Source organism: Bradyrhizobium yuanmingense (genome assembly GCF_900094575.1).
In the GTDB taxonomy this organism is placed as follows: domain Bacteria; phylum Pseudomonadota; class Alphaproteobacteria; order Rhizobiales; family Xanthobacteraceae; genus Bradyrhizobium; species Bradyrhizobium yuanmingense.
In genome coordinates this window covers 280,399-298,273 of record NZ_FMAE01000001.1, presented here as the reverse complement: position 1 = coordinate 298,273, position 17,875 = coordinate 280,399, and the positions used below count along the sequence as shown (strand labels likewise).

The following is a 17,875-nucleotide window of genomic DNA, read 5'->3' as shown; positions in this document are numbered from 1 at the left end:
TCGCGACTTCGTCGCGCCCCGGAATGACGGATGTGAATGGGATGATTGCTATGGCCATCGCGAAACGCGTTTCCGCACCAGACTCCGTTCCCAACCTCGCCGACCATGTCGACGCCCTCGACTGGCCGCAGATCACCGCCGAGCTCGACACCCAGGGCTGCGCCGTCCTGAAGAACCTGCTGACGCCTGACCAATGCCGCGCCATCGCCGCGCTCTACCCGGACGATGCGCACTTCCGCAGCCGCATCGTGATGGGCCGCCACGGCTTCGGCCGCGGCGAGTACAAGTACTTCGCCTATCCGCTGCCCGATCTGATCGCGCAGCTGCGCCCGGCGCTCTACGCGCATCTTCAAGCCGTCGCCAATCGCTGGAACGAGGCGATGGGGATCGACATCCGCTATCCCGCCGCACACGCGGCGTTCCTGAAGCGCTGCCACGATGCCGGGCAGGCGCGGCCGACGCCCCTGCTGCTGCAATATGAGGCCGGTGATTACAATTGCCTGCACCAGGACCTCTATGGCGAGCACGTGTTCCCGCTCCAGGTCGCGATCCTGCTCTCCGAGCCCGGACGCGACTTCACCGGTGGCGAGTTCGTGCTGACCGAGCAGCGCCCGCGCATGCAGTCCCGCGCCGAGGTGGTGCCGCTGGCACAGGGCGATGCGGTCGCCTTCGCTGTGCATCATCGTCCGGTGCAGGGGACACGCGGCACCTACCGCGTTAATCTCCGCCACGGCGTCAGCCGGATCAGGTCCGGCCAGCGCCACACGCTGGGTGTGATTTTTCACGATGCCAAATGAGCGGAGCCGTTGACGGCTGATTTGTTCGATAGCGTCGCAGAAGCCCAACCGTCGCGCGAAAACATCGCCGATGGGGCCGTGCTGCTGCGCGGCTTCGTCAAGCCGATCGAGAGCGGGCTGATCGACGCCGTGCGCGCCATCGTGGCGCAATCGCCGTTCCGGCGGATGACGACGCCGGGCGGCCATCTGATGTCGGTGGCGATGACCAATTGCGGCGAGCGCGGCTGGATCACGGATCACACCGGCTATCGCTATGATCCCATCGATCCGCGCACCGGTGCGCCATGGCCGGCGATGCCGCCGCTGTTGGCCGATCTCGCCCGCGGCGCCGCGGAGCAGGGCGGCTTTGAAGGCTTTGCGCCCGATGCTTGCCTCGTCAACCGCTACGAGCCCGGCACGCGGCTGTCGCTGCACCAGGACAAGGACGAGCTGGACTATTCCGCGCCGATCGTCTCGGTCTCGCTCGGCCTGCCCGCGACCTTCCTGTTCGGCGGCCTCGCGCGCAATGACAAGCCGCGCCGCTTCCGCCTCGTCCATGGCGACGTGGTGGTCTGGGGCGGGGCCAGCAGGCTCGCCTATCACGGCGTCGCGCCGCTCGCCGACGGCGAGCATCCGCTGCTCGGCCGGAAGCGGATCAATCTGACCTTCCGCAGGACGCGCTGACGCGTTTCCTCGCCGCCTTCGCTCGTCTAAGCTTCGGGCGGGGAGGCGGCGACATGACCACCACACAGAACTCGACCGGCACGGGCACGGCGAACCGCACGGGGCTTTATCTCGCAGGCCTGCAATTGGTGTTCACGCTGGGCTGGACGACCTACGTTGTCTACCTGCCAAAGCTGGCCGCAGAGGTCGGCATCGCGCCGTCCGCCGTGATCCTCATCCTGATGCTGGATCAGGCGATCTTCACCATTGCGGACACCGCGATGGGAATCGCCGCCGACAAGCTCGCGCCCCATGTCGGCAGGCTCGGCCTGTTCGTCGCCCTCGTGACCGCGATCTCCTGCGGCGCCTTCGTCGCGCTTCCGTTCGTTGCCGGAGCCGGTGCGGCGGCGCAGGGCTGGTTCATCGCGCTGATCGTGGTCTGGTCGATCACGTCCTCCGCGTTGCGGGCGCCGCCGCTGACCTTGCTCGGCAAGTACCGCGCCAAGCCGCAGGTGCCGTTCCTCGCCGCGCTGACCATGCTCGGCTACGGCGTCGCCGGCGCGCTCTCGCCCTATCTCGGCGTGGTGCTGCGCGAGCACGATGCGCGGTTGCCGTTCGTGATCTCCAGCGTGGTGCTGCTCCTGACCGCGCTCGGGCTGTCCAGGATCGAGCACGACGTGGCGCGCGACACCGTTCCGCCCACACCGGACGAAGCGGCAGAGCCGCTCGGTCTCGTCCCGATCGCCTTCATCGTCGCGATGGTCGCGCTCGCACTCGGCTACCAGCTGCACTTTGCCATGAACAGCGCACCGTTCTATCTGCGCTTTGCAGCTCCCGGCGACCTGCAATGGCTGATGCCGGTGTTCTGGATCGGCTTCAACATCGCGATGTTTCCGGCAAGCCTCGTCGTCAAGCATCGCGGCGGCCTCGTCGTGATGGGCGCCGCCGGCCTGTTCGGTGCGGTGGCGATTGCGGCGGCCGAGTTCGCCGGCAATCTCAACATGCTGATCGCCGCGCAATTTCTCGCCGGAGCTGCCTGGGGCTGCATGCTGATGAGCGCGGTCTCGGCTGCGCTCGCGATCGGCTCGACCGGCGCGGAAGGCAAGGTCACGGGCCTCGTCTTCTCCGCGCTTGCCCTCGGCACCTTCGCGCGGATGGCGGCGGTTGCCGGCGGCCTGCAGAAGATGCCGGAATACGCGCCGCTGCTGCACTGGGCGCCGGTCGCCTGCTGGTCGGTCGCAGGCGCCGGTCTGCTGGTGATTGCAGCCGCGCGGCTGCAGGGAAGGTCCGGCCTCAAGGCTTCGGCGGGTGAATGAAGGCCCACGGGCTGACTTCGGAATCCCTGGGCACCTCGACGGAAATCAGCACCGGCCCGCCGTGGCCAAGCGCCTTCTCCATCGCCGCCTTGAACTGCTCCGGCGCGGTGACGCGCGCAGCAGTCACGCCAAAGGACGCCGCGAGCTTTACGAAATCCGGATTGACGAGGTCGGACGCCACTACGCGGCCATCGAAATGCTGGCGTTGGTCGCGGCGGACATTGCCGTAGGCGTTGTTGTTGAACACCAGCGTCACCACGCCGATGTTGAACTGCACGGCGGTGGCAAGCTCCTGCACGCCGAACATGAAGCCGCCGTCCCCGGTGATGGCCACCACCGGCTTGTCGGGATTGGCGACCTTGGCGCCGAGCGCGGTCGGGAAACCCGAGCCGAGCGTGCCCTGGTAGCCCGAGGTGATGAAGGTGCGCGGCTGGTACACCGGAAAGCCGTACCAGGAGGCGAAGCCGACCTGCGATAGTTCGTCGGTGACGATCGCGTTCGCCGGCAGTACCTCGCGCAGGATGTTGAGATAGGCCATCTGCGGCTGGACCCGCTGGATCTCGGCTTGCGCGGCCGCGGTGGCCTCGCGGATCGTGCCGCGCCGTCCGGAGGTCTTGCTGTAGCCGGCCTTGCCCACGGCGGCAGCGAGATCGCGGGTCGCGGCCCTGGCGTCGGCGACGATCGCAGTGTCGGACGAGAACCGCCGCATCTCGACCGGATCGATGTCGATGCGGATGCTCTTCAGGCCAGCGGGCCGGTACGGCCAGCGCGACATGGTCGGCAGCTCCAGCCGCGTGCCGATGCCGATCATGAGATCGGTGTTCGGCCACAGCCTGTAGGCCGCGGCCATGGTGAGCCCGAGCTCGTGCGCATTGGAGACGATGCCGCGGCCGCTACGGAAGGCGACCACGGGCGCATCGATCATCTCGGCGAGTTCGAGGATCTCCTCACCCGCTTCGATCGCGCCGCTGCCGACGAAAATCATCGGCGCCTTGCTGGTCCTGATGAGCGCGGCGGCCTGCTTGATCATATCAGGATCGGGCTGCGGCGCCGGCAGCGGCTCCAGCACCTGCGCAGGCACTGTTGCCGCGCGCTGCGTGAAGACGTCCCAGGGCATCTCGACCGAGGCGGGGCCGCGCCGTCCCGACATCATCTCCTGGAACGCGCGTGCCACGATCGTCGGCGCATTGCCGGGATATTCGATGCGCTCGGCCCATTTCACATAGGTGCGCAAGGTTGCGAGCTGGTCCGGCATCTCATGCAGATGGCCGCGACCCTTGCCCAGGAACGAAGTCGGCACCTGGCCGGTGACGCACAGCACCGGCTCGTTGCAGCCGAACGCGGTGAGCAGCGCCGCGCTGGCATTGAGCACGCCCGGGCCGGGTACCACGCTGAACACGCCGGGCCGGCCGCTGGAGCGCGCATAGCCGAATGCCATGTAGCCGCAGGCCTGCTCGTGCCGCGCGCCGATCACCTTGAGCTGGGCCTGGTGGAAGGCGTCGAACAGGCCGTAGACCTGCGCGCCGGGCAGGCCGAACACGGTGTCGACGCCGTGGGCGACAAGCCCGCTTACGATCGCTTCGCCGCCGGTGAGGCTGGTCATTTGGCTATTCCATTTCGCTTGTTGTTCAGGCTTCGTCGACCACGCCGTTGCGCAAGCGTCCGATCCCCTCGGCCTCGACCTCGACGATGTCGCCGGGCTTCAGATATCGCGGCGGATCGAACCGCGCACCCGCGCCGGTCGGCGTGCCCGTGACGATGATATCGCCGGGGACGAGGGTTGCGAAGGTCGAGATATAGTTCAGGAGATAGCGGAACGAAAACATCAGCCGGCTGGTGCGATCATCCTGTCTGAGCTCGCCGTTGACATGCGTGGTGAGCCTGATGTCGGCGACCTGCGATTCCCGCGTGTAGGGCACGAGCCACGGGCCGAGGCTGCCGCTGGAATCGAAGTTCTTGCCTTGCGTCACGTTGAACTTGGCGTGGCGCAGCCAGTCGCGCACCGAGCCCTCGTTGCACAGTGTCAGCGCCGCGATGTGATCGAGCGCTGTGCTTTCGGGGATATGCCGGCCTGGCTTGCCGATCACCAGCACGATCTCGCCCTCATAGTCGAGCTGCGCGGAGGCGCGCGGGCGCACCAGCGGCGTGTCGTGGCCGACGAAGGAGCGGGGCGAGCGCATGAACATGCTCGGATATTTCGGCGCCTCCTGGCCGTCCTTGTACTCGGCATTGCGGTCGGGATAGTTGACGCCGATGCAGATGATCTTCTCCGGCGCCGGGACCGGCGGCAGCCAGGTGATCTCAGTGAGCGCGTGATCCGGTTTGCGGCCAGCGGCCTCTTCGGCAAAGCTGATCAGCTTGCCCGCAGCGATCACCTCGCGCAGCGTGGGATAGTCTCTGGCGTGACGCGCGGAGAGATCGACGATGCCGCCCTCCAGGACGGCGCCATAGCTGACATCACCCTTGACGGAATAGGTGGCGAGACGAGGCAGCTTCATCAATCCGCCACCAGCACATCGGCCACGAATTTCGGCTCGCGCACGGCCTGCCCCGTGAACGGCGAGCCCTGCTCGAACCAGGAACGCGGGGCAGGGGCGCCCCACAGCGTCTGACGGCGCGGATCGCGCAGCGACCAGCGCAGCGGCTCGTGGTCGTGGTCCCCGGTGAAATAATCGCTGGTGTAGAGCTCGAGGCGGTGTCCGTCGGGATCGCGCACATAGAGGAAGAACGCGTTCGAGATGCCGTGGCGTCCCGGACCGCGTTCGATGTTCTTCACGAAGCCCCGCGAAGCCATGACGTCGCAGAGATGGATGATGTTCATCGCCGTCGGCGTCCAATAGGCGAAATGGTGCAGCCGCGGACCCTTGCCGTTGGTGATGGCGAAATCGTGGACATTGCCCTTGCGATGCATCCAGGCCGCGGCGATGCGCCCGTCCGGCCCGTCCTCCTCGGCATATTCGGTGAGGCGAAAGCCGAGCCGGGCGTAGAATTCCATGGTGTCCTGCACTTCGGCGGCGAAGACGTTGAAATGGTCGAGCCGCTGCGGGTGGCAGCCCCGATAGAGGTCGTAGCGACGCAAGAGATGCGGCCGCCGCTCCATCGCCGCGTAGAGCTCGATTCTAAAGCCAAAGGGATCGGTGAATTGCAGCGTGCGGCCCTGGAACGGCTGGTCGACGAAGGCGTAGGCGAGGCCGTTCTCGGACAGGAACGCGGCGGCCTTGTCGAGATCTTTGTCGTTGCCGACCTTGAAGCCGAGCCGGGCGCAAGCCGGCGCGGCGGCTTTCCGTAGCACCAGGGAGTGATGCTGGTGCTCCTCGGCCGCGCGCAGGTACACGACCTCGTCGTCCGCGTCCTCGACATGCAGGCCGACCATGCTTTCGTAGAACTCGCGGCTCAGCTTCAAATCGGTGACGTCGAGCACGACGTGGCTCGAGCGAATGATGTTGAACGGCGGCTCGAAGACGTGTTGCGGTACCGGCATGTGCGTTTCCCCTCTCTCGGCTTCGTCATTCCGGGGCGTGCGAAGCACGAACCCGGAATCCATTCATCCACCAACTCTGCTGCTCGATGGATTCCGGGTTCGGCCCTTCGAGCCGCCCCGGAATGACACCGCCGCTAGATTCCCAGCTTCTGAATCTTGTGCGTGCCCCGCGCCAGCGAGACGTGCTTGGTTTCCATGTAGAAGTCGAACGAATAATCGCCGCCGTCGCGCCCGATGCCTGAAGCCTTCATGCCGCCGAACGGCGTCGGCAGGTGGCGGACATTCTCCGAGTTCAGCCAGATCATGCCGGCCTCCAGCGCATCGGCAACGCGCAGCGCGCGTCCCATGTCATTGGTCCAGACATAGCCGGTCAGACCGTAACGGATGTCGTTGGCGATCTCGACCGCGTCCGCCTCGTCGCGGAACGGCAGCACGGTGAGGAACGGCCCGAACACCTCCTCCTGCGCCACCCGCATCTTGCCGTGCGCCCCGGTCACCAGTGTCGGCTCGACATAATGCCCGCCGCCGGGCCCGTCATAGGCCTTGCCGCCGACCGCGATCGTCGCGCCGTCCTGGCGCGCCACGTCGAAATACGAGCAGACCTTTGCCAAGTGCCGCTCGTGGATCAGCGGGCCGATCTCGGTGGCGGGATCGAGGGGATGGCCGACCTTGAGCGCCTTCACCCGCGCCGTCAGCTTCTCCACGAATTCTTTCGCGATGCTCTGCTGGATCAGCAGGCGGCTGGAAGAGGTGCAGCGCTCGCCGTTGAGCGAGTAGATCATGAACACGACGGCATCGAGCGCGCGGTCGAGATCGGCATCGTCGAACACGATCACCGGATTCTTGCCGCCGAGTTCGAAATGCACGCGTTTCAGCGTGGGCGCGCCCTGCATCATGATGGCCGAGCCGGTCGCGCTCTCGCCGACGAAGCCGATTGCCTTGATGGCGGGATGCTCGGTCAGCGCCTTGCCCGCTTCCTCGCCGAAACCGTGCACGGTGTTGAGCACGCCGTCGGGGACGCCGGCTTCCTTGACGAGCCTGGCGAGAATGGAGGCCGTCACCGGCGACCATTCGGCCGGCTTGTGCACGACCGTGCAGCCGGCCGCAAGCGCCGGGGCGATTTTCCAGGTCGAGAGCATGAATGGCGTATTCCATGGCGTGATCACGCCGACCGGGCCGATCGGCACCCGCGTGGAGACGTTCCAATGCTCGTCGCTCGGCGTGTTGAGGCCGTCGCGCGCCTCAGCGCATTTGTCGGCGAAGAAGCGGAAATTCTCGGCGGCGCGGATCGCGGCCTTGGCCATGAAGCGATAGGCCTGGCCGGTGTCGATGCATTCGAGCACGGCGATGTCGTCGGCGTTGTCCTCGATGGCGTCGGCCACCCGATGCAGCAGCTTCTTCCGCATGGCCGGACCCATGTCGCGCCAGGACTTGAAGGCGAGCGCAGCCGCAGTCGCCGCCGCGTCGATATCCTCGGCCTTGCCCCGCGCGACACTGGCGAGCACGGCACCATCGACCGGCGACCTGGTCTCGAACGTCTCGCCGGAGATCGAGGCGACGGTCTTTCCGTCGATCATGTGACCGATGCCGTCCGCGCGCAGAGTCTTCAAAAGCGGCGCGAGGCGGTCACGGTTGGCCTGGAACAGATCGGCTTTCGGCGTGGGCTTATCCATGAGCGGCCTCCGCTTTCAGGGCGTCGTGAATGTTGTTGCGCTTCCAGCTGGTGTCCTTGTCGTTGATCTGCATGTCGAACGACAGGGCGAACTTGCTGGCGGCGAAGACGGGATCGAGATGTCTTGAGAGCGCCTGGAAGACGTGCTCGCCGGCCTTCTGGCGGGTAGGCAGGTCGCGGCCCTCGCCGATGCGCAGCACCATGTCGAGAAAGCCGTAATCCTGCTTTGCATCCGCAATCGCATAGTGCTCGCAGCGGATGGCACGAACGCGGATGCCGCCGAGCGGGAAGATACCGGTCTCGCTAGCTGCCTTGCGCACGACCTCGCACACCGCGGCGATGTCGAGGCGGCCGTCGAGATTGGCCGAATATTCGATGGTGAAATGCGGCATCGCGGTTTCACTCCCTGTCTTCAGGCGAAGTAGCAGCTGACCGAGCCATAGGCGCCATAATCAGCCTGGATTGTGTCGCCCTTGCGGGTCTCGATCGGACGGATGAACGAGCCGGCGAGCACGACCTGGCCCGGCTCCAGCGCCAGCCCAAGCGGGGCGATCTTGTTGGCGAGCCAGGCGACGGCAGTCGCGGGATGGTTGAGCACGCCGGCGGCAAGGCCGGTCTCTTCCAGCTGGCCGTTCTTGAAGCACAGCGCTCCGATCCAGCGCAGGTCAGCATCCAGCGGGCGGATCGGCCGCCCCCCGAGCACGATGCCGGCATTCGCCGCATTGTCGGCGATGGTGTCGAAGATCTTTCGCGTCGCCTTGGTCTTGGGATCGACGCGCTCGATCCGTGTATCCAAAATCTCCAGCGCCGGCACCACGAAGTCGGTGGCGTTGAGCACGTCGAATAGCGTGCAGTCGGGCCCAGAAAGGCGCTTGCTCATGACGAAGGCGAGCTCGGCCTCGACGCGCGTCGCGATGAAGCGCTCGGTCGGCACCAATCCGCCATCGGCGAAGAACATGTCGTCGAGCAGCACGCCGGAATCCGGCTCGTCGATGCCAAGCGCGCTCTGCATCGCCTTCGAGGTCAGGCCGATCTTGTGGCCTTTGACCACGCGCCCCTCGGCGATCTTGACGTCGACCCAGGCCTTCTGAATCGCGTAGGCCTCCGCGATGCTGATGTCCGGGAAGTCCTGCGAGAGCTGCCGGATCTGCGTGCGGGTCTTCTCCGCCTGGTGCAGACGCCTCGCACAAGCTTGGATATCGTCGTTGGAAAGCGCCATTTGTGATCTTACAAATCGTGGTGCCGCGAGATACTTAACATGTTAAGTGAATGCGTCAAACACAAATTCGGCTTGCTGCACTGCAAACGTTTTGCGGCTTGAAAGGGCGTCATGACGAAGAAATCCGCCGATCCCGTCAACGGTCACCCGCCTGCTACGCGCCAGGTGCCGATGCGCGATTTCTCGCGTTCGCTGCCGATGTCGCTGCTGCGGGCCCGGGAAGCTGTGATGCGGCAGTTTCGTCCCTCGCTGCGCGAGCACGGCCTGACCGAGCAGCAATGGCGCATCCTGCGCGCACTGGCGGCGATCGAGGCGGTCGAGGTCACGGAACTCGCGCGCACCGCGTTCCTGCTCGGGCCGAGCCTGTCGCGCATCTTGCGAGACCTCGAGGCGCGCAACCTGATCGAGCGCAAGACGGCGAAAGCGGATCAGCGCCGCAGCATGGTCTCCATCTCGAAGGAGGGGCTGAAGCTGATGGCCTCTGTCGCGCCGACGTCAGAGGCGATCTATGCCGAGATCACGCGGCGCTTCGGCGCACGCAAGCTCGCCGAATTGCAGGAGATGCTCGGCGAGCTCGAACGGAGCCTTGCGGGGCTCGGCGGCGCGGACGAGACAATAGCCGGGGAGTGAAACCAGATATGCGTGCGTGCGCGGCGAGAGCCATGGACATTGACGCTTTTTTTCGCTCAAAGTGCGGCCCAACCCGATCCGCGGCGAAGTGAGAGCAACAGGGAAGGAAAGGCAACGTGGCCAATAAAGTCAAAGAGATCTGGAAGTCGGGCAAGGCGGTCGTCAACGCGTGGCTCGCCATCCCCTCCGGCTTCTCGGCCGAGATGATCGCGCAGTGCGGCTTCGACAGCGTCACCGTCGACATGCAGCACGGCGTGCAGGACTATCTCTCGATGGTGCAGTGCTTCCAGGCCATGGACAAGCATCCGGTCACCCCGATGGTCCGCGTGCCCTGGAACGAGCCCGGCATCATCGGCAAGGTGCTCGATGGCGGCGCCTATGGCGTGATCTGCCCGATGGTCAACACGCCGCAGGAAGCCAGGAACCTGGTCTCCTATTCGAAATATCCGCCCAAGGGCGTGCGCTCCAACGGCCCGATCCGCGCCGGCATGTACGGCACCGCCGGCTCCTATCAGAAGACGGCCAACGACGAGATCGTGCTGCTGCCGATGATGGAGACGCGGACCGCCGTCGAGAACATGGAAGCGATCCTCGACGTCGAAGGCATCGACGGCGTCTATATCGGCCCGTCCGATCTCGGCTTCTCCTATGGCCTCGAGCCCAAGCTCGACCGCAGCGAGCCCGAGATTCTCGCGATCTACGAGAAGATCATCAAGGAGTGCGGCAAGCGCGGCCTCAACCCCGGCATCCATTGCAGCGGCGCCGAAGGCGCAGCGCGCGCCATCAACATGGGCTTCAAGCTGGTGACGCTGTCCAACGAAGTCGGCCTGATGACCACCTACGCCAAGATGCAGGTCAACGCGACCCGCAAGGATTCGGGCGGCAAGGCCTGAGAAACTCGCGAATGGCGAATGGGGAGTAGCGAATAGGGCTACTCCCTTTTCCATTCGCCACTCGCTATTCGCTATTCGCCTCCAAAGGAGACCCGCCATGACCATCAGCCCCGTCATCCGCCTGCATCCCGATGATGGCGTGCTGATCGCGCGCGCGAGCCTGCCGCCGGGAACATTGGTCGCCGACGGCGTGACCACGGTCGAGCGCATTCCCTCCGGCCACAAGGTCGCGATCAAGCCGATCGCGGTGGGCGAGCCCGTCAGGCGCTACGGCCAGATCATCGGCTTTGCCACCCAGGCGATCGCGCTGGGCCAGCACGTGCACACGCAGAACTGCGGCATGGGCGATTTCGCCAAGGACTACGCCTATTGCGTCGACGTCAAGCCGACGCCGAATTTCGACCTGCCGGCGACCTTCGAAGGCATCCGCCGCCCGGACGGCCGCGTCGCCACGCGCAACTATATCGGCATCCTCACCTCGGTGAATTGCAGCGCGCATGTCGCCAGCCTCGTCGCCGACGTCTTCAAGAAGAATCCGTTCACCGGCGACAATCCGCTCGCTGACTTCCCCAACGTCGACGGCGTGGTTGCGCTGACCCACAAGACCGGCTGCGGCATGACACAAAACGAGCCGCTGGCACTGCTCCGCCGCACACTCGGCGGCTATGCAAGGCACGTCAATTTCTCCCACGTCATCGTGCTCGGCCTCGGCTGCGAGGTGAACCAGATCGGCGGCCTGATGGAAGAGCAGAAGCTCGCCGGACGCCTGCGCGCGATGGACATCCAGGAGGTCGGCGGCACCCGCAAGACGGTCGAAGCCGGCATCGCCTTCGTGCGCGAGGCGCTGACTGACGCCAACAAGGTCAAGCGCGAGACGGTGCCGGCAAGCGAGCTCACCGTGGCGCTGCAATGCGGCGGCTCGGACGGCTATTCCGGCGTATCGGCCAATCCTGCGCTCGGCGCAGCTAGCGACCTCATCGTGCGTCACGGCGGCACCGTGATCCTGTCGGAGACGCCGGAGACCTACGGCGCCGAGCACCTGCTGACGCGCCGCGCGGTCAGCCGCGAGGTCGGCGAGAAGCTGGTCGACCTGATGCGTTGGTGGGACGAATACACGACGCGCGAAGGCGCCGAGATGAACGCCAATCCCAGCCCCGGCAACAAGGCCGGCGGCCTCACCACCATCCTGGAGAAGTCGCTCGGCGCGATGGCCAAGGCCGGCACCACCAACCTCGTCGAGGTGCTGCGCTACGCCGAGCCCGTCACCAAGAAGGGGTTCGTGTTCATGGACACGCCCGGCTACGACCCCGTGGCCGCGACCGGGCAGGTCGCAGGAGGTGCCAACCTCGTCTGCTTCACCACGGGCCGCGGCAGTGTGTTCGGCTGCAAGCCGGCGCCGTCGATCAAGCTCGCCACCAACACGCCCATGTACAGGCGCATGGAAGAGGACATGGACGTCAATTGCGGCACCATCCTCGAAGGCGAGGAGAGCGTCGAACAATGCGGCCAGCGCATCTTCGATCTCATCCTCAAGACCGCCTCGGGCCAGCCGACCAAGAGCGAGAGCTTCGATTTCGGCGGCGCCGAGTTCGCGCCCTGGGTGCTCGGCGCGACGATGTAGTCGCGCGAGCATCGCCGCGCAACCCAATCAAGCGCCGCCGGTATCCGATGATCGCAACCGGAATCGGAGCGCGTGTGGCGATCCGAAATGCAACGGCCGTTCGCTAAGTAATGATACGGAGGTGGGCGCCTCCCGTGAGAAGTTCCCGGCTTACACCTGGTTAACACTGTTGCCGTAGACAGGAGGCGATGCGGCTTCACAGCGTGGTGGGGCCGGCGTGATTTGAGGATCCAGCCGATGCAAGCGATGCGTCCCACTGGGGTGGAAAATCTCCTCGGTGAGGAGGAGCTGATCGTATCGAAGACCGATCTCAAAGGCCGCATCACCTACGCCAACGACGTCTTCATCCGCATGGCGAAGTACTCGTGGAAGGAGCTGATGGGCGCGCCCCACAGCCTGATCCGCCATCCCGACATGCCGCGCGCCGTCTTCAAGCTGCTCTGGGACACGCTGCAGTCCAAGCAGGAGATCTTCGCCTACGTCGTCAACCTGGCGAAGGACGGCAGTCACTATTGGGTATTCGCCCACGTCACGCCGACATTCGACGAGCGCGGCAACATCGTCGGCTATCACTCCAACCGTCGCAAGCCGGATCCCGCGCAGATCGAGCGCATCAAGCCGATCTACAAGACGCTGTGCACTGAGGAGGCGCGGCATGCCAATGCCAAGGAGGGCATGCAGGCGAGCTTCGAGGCGATGGTCGGGCTGCTCAAGCAACAGGGTGTCGGTTACGATGAATTTGTGCTCTCTCTCTAAGGCGCAGGGAGCAACCGCGCTCGCGTGTGGTCTTGCCGTCCTTGCGTTCGTTCTCTCGCTTCTCGGCATGACCGGGATCGCGAGTGCCGCTTCTCTCGGCGCGACGATCGCGCTCTCCGGCTATGCCGTCTGGTGCCAGCACCGCACCGCGGTTGCCGTCGACGAGGTCGCCGCTGTGTGCCGCAAGGCGGCGGGCGGCGATCTCGAGGCGCGCATCCTCAGTGAGCGGCAGGCCGGGCGCATCGGCGCCATCCAGAGATCAGTCAACGACATGCTCGACATTACCGATGCGTTCCAGCGGGAAGCTTCGGCATCGATGGAGTATGCCAGCCGCGGCAAGTATTTCCGCAAGATCCTGGCGCGCGGATTGCCCGGCTCGTTCCGCCGCTCGGCGACCGTCATCAATGCCGGCACCGACAGTCTCGGCCGCCGGGTCGTCGAGATCGCGGACCTCGCCAGGCGGTTCGGCACGCATCTCGATCAGGTTGCGGGCACGCTGATGGGCGCCGCGACCGATCTCGAATCCGATGCCGGCCAGATGGCGGCGGCGGCGGAGAAGACCAGCCTGCAAACCTCCGGCGTGCTCTCCGCGTCCGACCAGGCCTCGCGCAACGTCGCCACTGTCGCCAGCGCCGCCGAGCAGCTCGCATCGTCGATCGCCGAGATCAATCGCCAGGTGGCCGGCTCGACCGCGAGCACGGGACGGGCGGTGAACGAAGCCAATCGCGCCGGCAGCGAGATCCGGAGCCTTGCGGACGCCGCGATGCAGATCGGCGACGTCGTCAAGCTTATCAGCGAGATCGCCTCGCAGACCAACCTGCTCGCGCTCAACGCCACCATCGAGGCGGCGCGGGCAGGGGACGCCGGCCGCGGTTTCGCGGTGGTGGCCTCCGAGGTCAAGAGCCTCGCCAACCAGACCGCCAAGGCGACCGAAGAGATCAGCGCCAAGGTCGGCGAGATGCAGCAATCGACCACCAATTCGGTCGCGGCCGTCGAGGCGATCGCGCAGACCATCGCCGAGATCAACGGCATCACTGCCTCGATTGCCGCCTCGATCGAGCAGCAGGGCGCGGCGACGCGCGAGATCGCCCGCAACGTTCACGAAGCCTCCGCCGGCACCTCGCAGGTCTCCTCCAACGTGACGGGCATCAGCGAGGCCGCCGCCGACACCGGCCGCGTCGCTGCACGCGTCAACCACGCCTCCGAACGCGTCCACGGCGAAGTCGAGACGCTCCGCCGCGAAGTGACCCAATTCCTGCAAAGGCTGACCTCGGCGGCGTAGGGCTTTCAAACCCTCTCCCCTTGTGGGAGAGGGTGGCTTCGCTGAAAGCGAAGCCGGGTGAGGGGTCTCTATCCTTACGAGCGGTTTTGCGGGTTGAGAGAGACCCCTCATCCGGCGCTTCGCGCCACCTTCTCCCGCAAGGGGAGAAGGAAGAAAGCGTCCCACCATCCCCCGCTCCGCATCTTACCTAGGCACCCCGTGCCCGTTGTTAGTGCTTGATCGCGTTGACCTCAGGTGTTCTGCTCAAAAAAGCTGCTGGAGCACCGCATCCCGTGTCGATCTACGTCGCGCTACACCACGTCACGCACTACAAATACGACCGCCCGATCGACCTTGGCCCGCAGACGATACGGCTGCGGCCGGCGCCGCATACGCGCACGCCGATCCTGAGCTATTCGCTCAAGGTCACGCCTTCCAATCATTTCGTGAACTGGCAGCAGGACCCGCAGGGCAACTGGCTGGCGCGCTACGTCTTTCCGGAGAAGACCACCGAGCTGAAATTCGAGGTCGACTTCACGGCGCAGATGACGGTGGTCAACCCGTTCGACTTCTTCGTCGAGCCCTATGCCGACAGCTTCCCGTTCGACTATCCCAAGGATCTGAAGACGGAGCTCGCGCCGTATCTCGAGACCATCAAGCCCGATCGCCTGTTCGCCAAGTTCCTCGATTCGATCCCGCACGAAGCCCCGAACACGGTCAATTTCCTGGTCGACCTCAATCGCGAGATCCAGAAGAAGGTCCGCTACATCATCCGCATGGAGCCGGGCGTGCAGACGCCGGAGGAGACGCTTGTCTCCGGCGCAGGCTCATGCCGCGACTCCGCCTGGCTCTTGATCCAGACCTTGCGCCATCTCGGGCTCGCCGCCCGCTTCGTCTCGGGCTATCTGGTCCAGATCCGTCCCGACATCGATCCGATCGAGGGGCCGCCGGAAGTCGAGAACGATTTTACCGATCTGCACGCCTGGGCCGAGGTCTATCTGCCCGGCGCGGGGTGGATCGGATTCGACGCGACCTCGGGCATGCTCGCAGGCGAGGGGCACATCCCGGTCGCAGCCACGCCGCACTACCGTTCGGCGGCGCCGATCTCCGGCGGGGCCGGCTTTGCCGAGGTCGAGTTCTCCTTCGACATGAGCGTGAGGCGCATCCGCGAGGCGCCGCGCATCACAAAGCCGTTCTCCGACGAATCCTGGGCGCGCCTCAACGATCTCGGCGAGCAGGTCGATGGCGATCTCGCCAGCGAGGACGTGCGCCTCACCATGGGCGGCGAGCCGACCTTCGTCTCGGTCGACGATCTCGAGGCCGGCGAGTGGAACACGGAGGCCGTCGGTCCGACCAAGCGCACGCTCGGCGACGATCTGATCCGCCGCCTGCGCACGCGCTTCGCGCCGGGCGGGCTGCTGCATTACGGCCAGGGCAAATGGTATCCGGGCGAGAGCCTGCCGCGCTGGGCCTTCGGCCTCTATTGGCGCAAGGACGGCGTGCCGATCTGGAAGAACGCCGACCTCATCGCCAGGATCGAGAATCCCAGGAGACCGGAGGTCAAGGATGCCGCGGCCTTCATGGAAGGCACGGCGGCGCGACTCGGCGTCGACCTCGGCTACATCATGCCGGCCTATGAGGATCCCGCCTATTGGCTGCAGAAGGAAGCGGAGCTTCCGGTCAATGTCGATCCCACCGATTCCAAGCTGTCCGATCCCGAAGCGCGCGCACGCATGGCGCGGGTGTTCGACCAGGGCCTGAATACGCCGCGCGGCTTCGTGCTGCCGATCCAGCGCTGGAATGCACCTCCGCGCTGGCGCAGCGAACGCTGGCCGCTGCGGCGCAATCATCTGTTCCTGACGCCGGGCGATTCACCGCTCGGCCTGCGCCTGCCGATCGGCTCGCTCGGTCACGTCCCGCCCAACCAATATCCCTACATCGTCGAGCAGGACCCGATGGAGCCGCGGGGCAGGCTGCCGGTATTCACCCGCATGGCGCGTCCGCCATCGCCGCCGCGTACGGCCCCCGAGCATCTCAACACCGCTATACCCGTGCGCACGGCGATGGCCGTGGAGATCCGCGACGGCCTGATCTGCGCCTTCATGCCGCCGGTCGAGCGCATCGAGGATTATCTCGAGCTGATCTCGGCGCTGGAAGACACCGCCGAGGAGATGCAGCTTCCGGTCCATATCGAGGGTTACCCGCCGCCGTTCGACCCGCGCATCGAGGTGATCAAGGTGACGCCCGACCCCGGTGTCATCGAGATCAACATCCAGCCGGCCAAGAGTTGGCGCGATGCGGTCGAGATCACCACCGGCCTCTACGAGGATGCGGCCAAGGTCCGCCTCGGCGCCAACCGTTTCTTGGTCGACGGCCGTCACACCGGCACCGGGGGCGGCAATCACGTCGTGGTCGGCGGCTCCTCACCGCAGGACTCGCCGTTCCTGCGCCGGCCCGATCTTCTGAAGAGCCTGGTGCTGTATTGGCAGCGCCATCCGGCGCTGTCCTATTTCTTCTCCGGTCTTTTTATCGGCCCGACCAGCCAGGCGCCGCGCATCGACGAGGCGCGCCACGACAGCATCTACGAGCTCGAGATCGCGCTCTCGCACGTGCCGCCGCCCAGCTACCAGACGCCGCTCTGGCTGGTGGACCGGCTGTTCCGGCATCTATTGGTCGACATCACCGGCAACACCCACCGCGCCGAGATCTGCATCGACAAGCTCTATTCGCCGGAAGGAACGACGGGCCGGCTCGGCCTCGTCGAATTCCGCGCGCTCGAAATGCCGCCGGATCCACGCATGTCGCTGGCGCAGCAGCTCCTGATCCGCGCGCTGATCGCAAAGTTCTGGCGTGAGCCGCTGAGCGGCAAGTTCGTGCGCTGGGGCACCGCGCTGCACGACCGCTTCATGCTGCCGCATTTCATCTGGGAAGATTTTCTCGATGTGCTCGGCGAGCTCAAGCAATCGGGCTATCCGTTCGAGCCGGAATGGTATCTGGCCCAGCTCGAATTCCGCTTTCCCGCTTTCGGCCGCATCCACCATGGCGGCGTGACGCTGGAGCTGCGGCAGGCGCTGGAGCCCTGGCACGTGCTCGGTGAGGAGGGCTCGGCCGGCGGCACCGTGCGCTATGTCGATAGCTCGGTCGAGCGGCTCCAGGTCAAGGCCGAAGGCTTCGTCGAGGGCCGCCATGTCGTCACCTGCAACGGCCGCCGCCTGCCGATGACCCCGACCGGCCGCTCCGGCGAGGCTGTGGCTGCCGTCCGCTTCAAGGCCTGGCAGCCGGCCTCCGGCCTGCACCCGACCATCCCCGTGCACGCGCCGCTGACCTTTGACCTGATCGATACCTGGAACGGCCGCTCGCTCGGCGGCTGCGTCTACCACGTCGCCCATCCTGGCGGGCGCAACTACGACACCAAGCCGGTCAATACCTACGAGGCCGAGGCCCGGCGGCTGGCGCGCTTCCAGGACCACGGCCACACCCCGGGTCCGATGCAGCCGCCGCCCGAGGAACGCACAAATGAATTTCCGCTGACCCTCGACTTGCGGACCCCGCTCCTGCAATGAGTATGATGGTGGGGGAGGGAAAGG

General features: G+C 65.8%; 15 protein-coding genes. 9 read left to right on the top strand and 6 right to left on the bottom strand.

The annotated features are described in order from the left end of the window. The first annotated feature begins 50 nt into the window (after positions 1-50). Genes GA0061099_RS01290 through GA0061099_RS01280 form a run of 3 tightly spaced genes read left to right on the top strand, consistent with a single transcriptional unit; the run spans position 51 to position 2,755 of the window. Positions 51-797 (top strand): 2OG-Fe(II) oxygenase, encoded by a 747-nt coding sequence (locus tag GA0061099_RS01290; RefSeq protein WP_036023029.1) that lies wholly within the window; start codon positions 51-53, stop codon positions 795-797. Between the two features lie 9 nt (positions 798-806). Then, positions 807-1,460: a DNA oxidative demethylase AlkB gene (gene alkB / locus GA0061099_RS01285; RefSeq protein ID WP_036023030.1), complete on the top strand. Its 654-nt coding sequence runs from the start codon at positions 807-809 to the stop codon at positions 1,458-1,460. 53 nt (positions 1,461-1,513) lie between these two features. Further along, entirely contained in the window at positions 1,514-2,755 is a 1,242-nt protein-coding gene (locus GA0061099_RS01280; protein WP_036023032.1) for an MFS transporter, read from the top strand. On the opposite strand, the gene GA0061099_RS01275 is transcribed toward GA0061099_RS01280, so the two are convergent. The 6 genes from GA0061099_RS01275 to hpaH form a co-directional block, all read right to left on the bottom strand. Then, on the bottom strand, positions 2,733-4,358 hold the full coding sequence (locus tag GA0061099_RS01275) for a thiamine pyrophosphate-dependent enzyme (protein WP_036023033.1): 1,626 nt from the start codon (positions 4,356-4,358) through the stop codon (positions 2,733-2,735). The genes GA0061099_RS01280 and GA0061099_RS01275 overlap by 23 nt on opposite strands. 25 nt (positions 4,359-4,383) lie before the next feature. Next, a complete protein-coding gene (locus GA0061099_RS01270) occupies positions 4,384-5,253 on the bottom strand; it encodes a fumarylacetoacetate hydrolase family protein (RefSeq protein WP_036023034.1) in 870 nt (289 codons plus the stop codon). Continuing rightward, complete coding sequence (hpaD, locus tag GA0061099_RS01265) at positions 5,253-6,236, bottom strand: 3,4-dihydroxyphenylacetate 2,3-dioxygenase (protein ID WP_036023035.1); 984 nt, start codon at positions 6,234-6,236, stop codon at positions 5,253-5,255. The genes GA0061099_RS01270 and hpaD overlap by 1 nt, the downstream gene beginning before the upstream one ends. A 134-nt stretch (positions 6,237-6,370) precedes the next feature. Next, on the bottom strand, positions 6,371-7,909 hold the full coding sequence (gene hpaE, locus GA0061099_RS01260) for a 5-carboxymethyl-2-hydroxymuconate semialdehyde dehydrogenase (RefSeq protein WP_036023037.1): 1,539 nt from the start codon (positions 7,907-7,909) through the stop codon (positions 6,371-6,373). Next, complete coding sequence (locus tag GA0061099_RS01255; RefSeq protein WP_036023039.1) at positions 7,902-8,300, bottom strand: 5-carboxymethyl-2-hydroxymuconate Delta-isomerase; 399 nt, start codon at positions 8,298-8,300, stop codon at positions 7,902-7,904. The genes hpaE and GA0061099_RS01255 overlap by 8 nt, the downstream gene beginning before the upstream one ends. 20 nt (positions 8,301-8,320) lie before the next feature. Beyond that, positions 8,321-9,127 carry a 2-oxo-hept-4-ene-1,7-dioate hydratase gene (gene hpaH, locus GA0061099_RS01250; protein ID WP_036006171.1) on the bottom strand — a complete coding sequence of 269 codons (807 nt, stop codon included), beginning with the start codon at positions 9,125-9,127 and terminating at the stop codon, positions 8,321-8,323. A gap of 111 nt (positions 9,128-9,238) precedes the next feature. Here hpaH and hpaR point away from each other — a divergent pair, with 111 nt between their 5' ends. From hpaR to GA0061099_RS01220, 6 genes are all read left to right on the top strand, one after another. Then, on the top strand, positions 9,239-9,757 hold the full coding sequence (gene hpaR, locus GA0061099_RS01245; protein WP_036023041.1) for a homoprotocatechuate degradation operon regulator HpaR: 519 nt from the start codon (positions 9,239-9,241) through the stop codon (positions 9,755-9,757). A gap of 116 nt (positions 9,758-9,873) precedes the next feature. Next, the gene (locus tag GA0061099_RS01240; protein WP_036006167.1) at positions 9,874-10,650 is read left to right on the top strand and encodes an HpcH/HpaI aldolase family protein; all 777 of its coding nucleotides are present in this window, start codon (positions 9,874-9,876) and stop codon (positions 10,648-10,650) included. Positions 10,651-10,747: 97 nt separating this feature from the next. Next, the gene (locus GA0061099_RS01235) at positions 10,748-12,271 is read left to right on the top strand and encodes a UxaA family hydrolase (RefSeq protein ID WP_036023043.1); all 1,524 of its coding nucleotides are present in this window, start codon (positions 10,748-10,750) and stop codon (positions 12,269-12,271) included. 237 nt (positions 12,272-12,508) lie between these two features. Beyond that, complete coding sequence (locus tag GA0061099_RS01230; protein WP_036023046.1) at positions 12,509-13,027, top strand: PAS domain-containing protein; 519 nt, start codon at positions 12,509-12,511, stop codon at positions 13,025-13,027. Beyond that, the gene (locus GA0061099_RS01225; RefSeq protein WP_036023048.1) at positions 13,005-14,309 is read left to right on the top strand and encodes a methyl-accepting chemotaxis protein; all 1,305 of its coding nucleotides are present in this window, start codon (positions 13,005-13,007) and stop codon (positions 14,307-14,309) included. The genes GA0061099_RS01230 and GA0061099_RS01225 overlap by 23 nt, the downstream gene beginning before the upstream one ends. Positions 14,310-14,581: 272 nt before the next feature. Beyond that, entirely contained in the window at positions 14,582-17,851 is a 3,270-nt protein-coding gene (locus tag GA0061099_RS01220) for a transglutaminase family protein (protein WP_074447497.1), read from the top strand. Positions 17,852-17,875 lie beyond the last annotated feature (24 nt).

Bases quoted from the DNA above. Each gene is read 5' to 3' on its own strand.
- GA0061099_RS01290 (WP_036023029.1), top strand. From the start codon at position 51: ATGGCCATCGCGAAACGCGTTTCCGCACCAGACTCCGTTCCCAACCTC.
- GA0061099_RS01280 (WP_036023032.1), top strand. From the start codon at position 1,514: ATGACCACCACACAGAACTCGACCGGCACGGGCACGGCGAACCGCACG.
- GA0061099_RS01275 (WP_036023033.1), bottom strand. From the start codon at position 4,358: ATGACCAGCCTCACCGGCGGCGAAGCGATCGTAAGCGGGCTTGTCGCC.
- GA0061099_RS01270 (WP_036023034.1), bottom strand. From the start codon at position 5,253: ATGAAGCTGCCTCGTCTCGCCACCTATTCCGTCAAGGGTGATGTCAGC.
- hpaD (WP_036023035.1), bottom strand. From the start codon at position 6,236: ATGCCGGTACCGCAACACGTCTTCGAGCCGCCGTTCAACATCATTCGC.
- hpaE (WP_036023037.1), bottom strand. From the start codon at position 7,909: ATGGATAAGCCCACGCCGAAAGCCGATCTGTTCCAGGCCAACCGTGAC.
- GA0061099_RS01255 (WP_036023039.1), bottom strand. From the start codon at position 8,300: ATGCCGCATTTCACCATCGAATATTCGGCCAATCTCGACGGCCGCCTC.
- hpaH (WP_036006171.1), bottom strand. From the start codon at position 9,127: ATGGCGCTTTCCAACGACGATATCCAAGCTTGTGCGAGGCGTCTGCAC.
- hpaR (WP_036023041.1), top strand. From the start codon at position 9,239: ATGACGAAGAAATCCGCCGATCCCGTCAACGGTCACCCGCCTGCTACG.
- GA0061099_RS01235 (WP_036023043.1), top strand. From the start codon at position 10,748: ATGACCATCAGCCCCGTCATCCGCCTGCATCCCGATGATGGCGTGCTG.
- GA0061099_RS01230 (WP_036023046.1), top strand. From the start codon at position 12,509: ATGCAAGCGATGCGTCCCACTGGGGTGGAAAATCTCCTCGGTGAGGAG.
- GA0061099_RS01225 (WP_036023048.1), top strand. From the start codon at position 13,005: ATGAATTTGTGCTCTCTCTCTAAGGCGCAGGGAGCAACCGCGCTCGCG.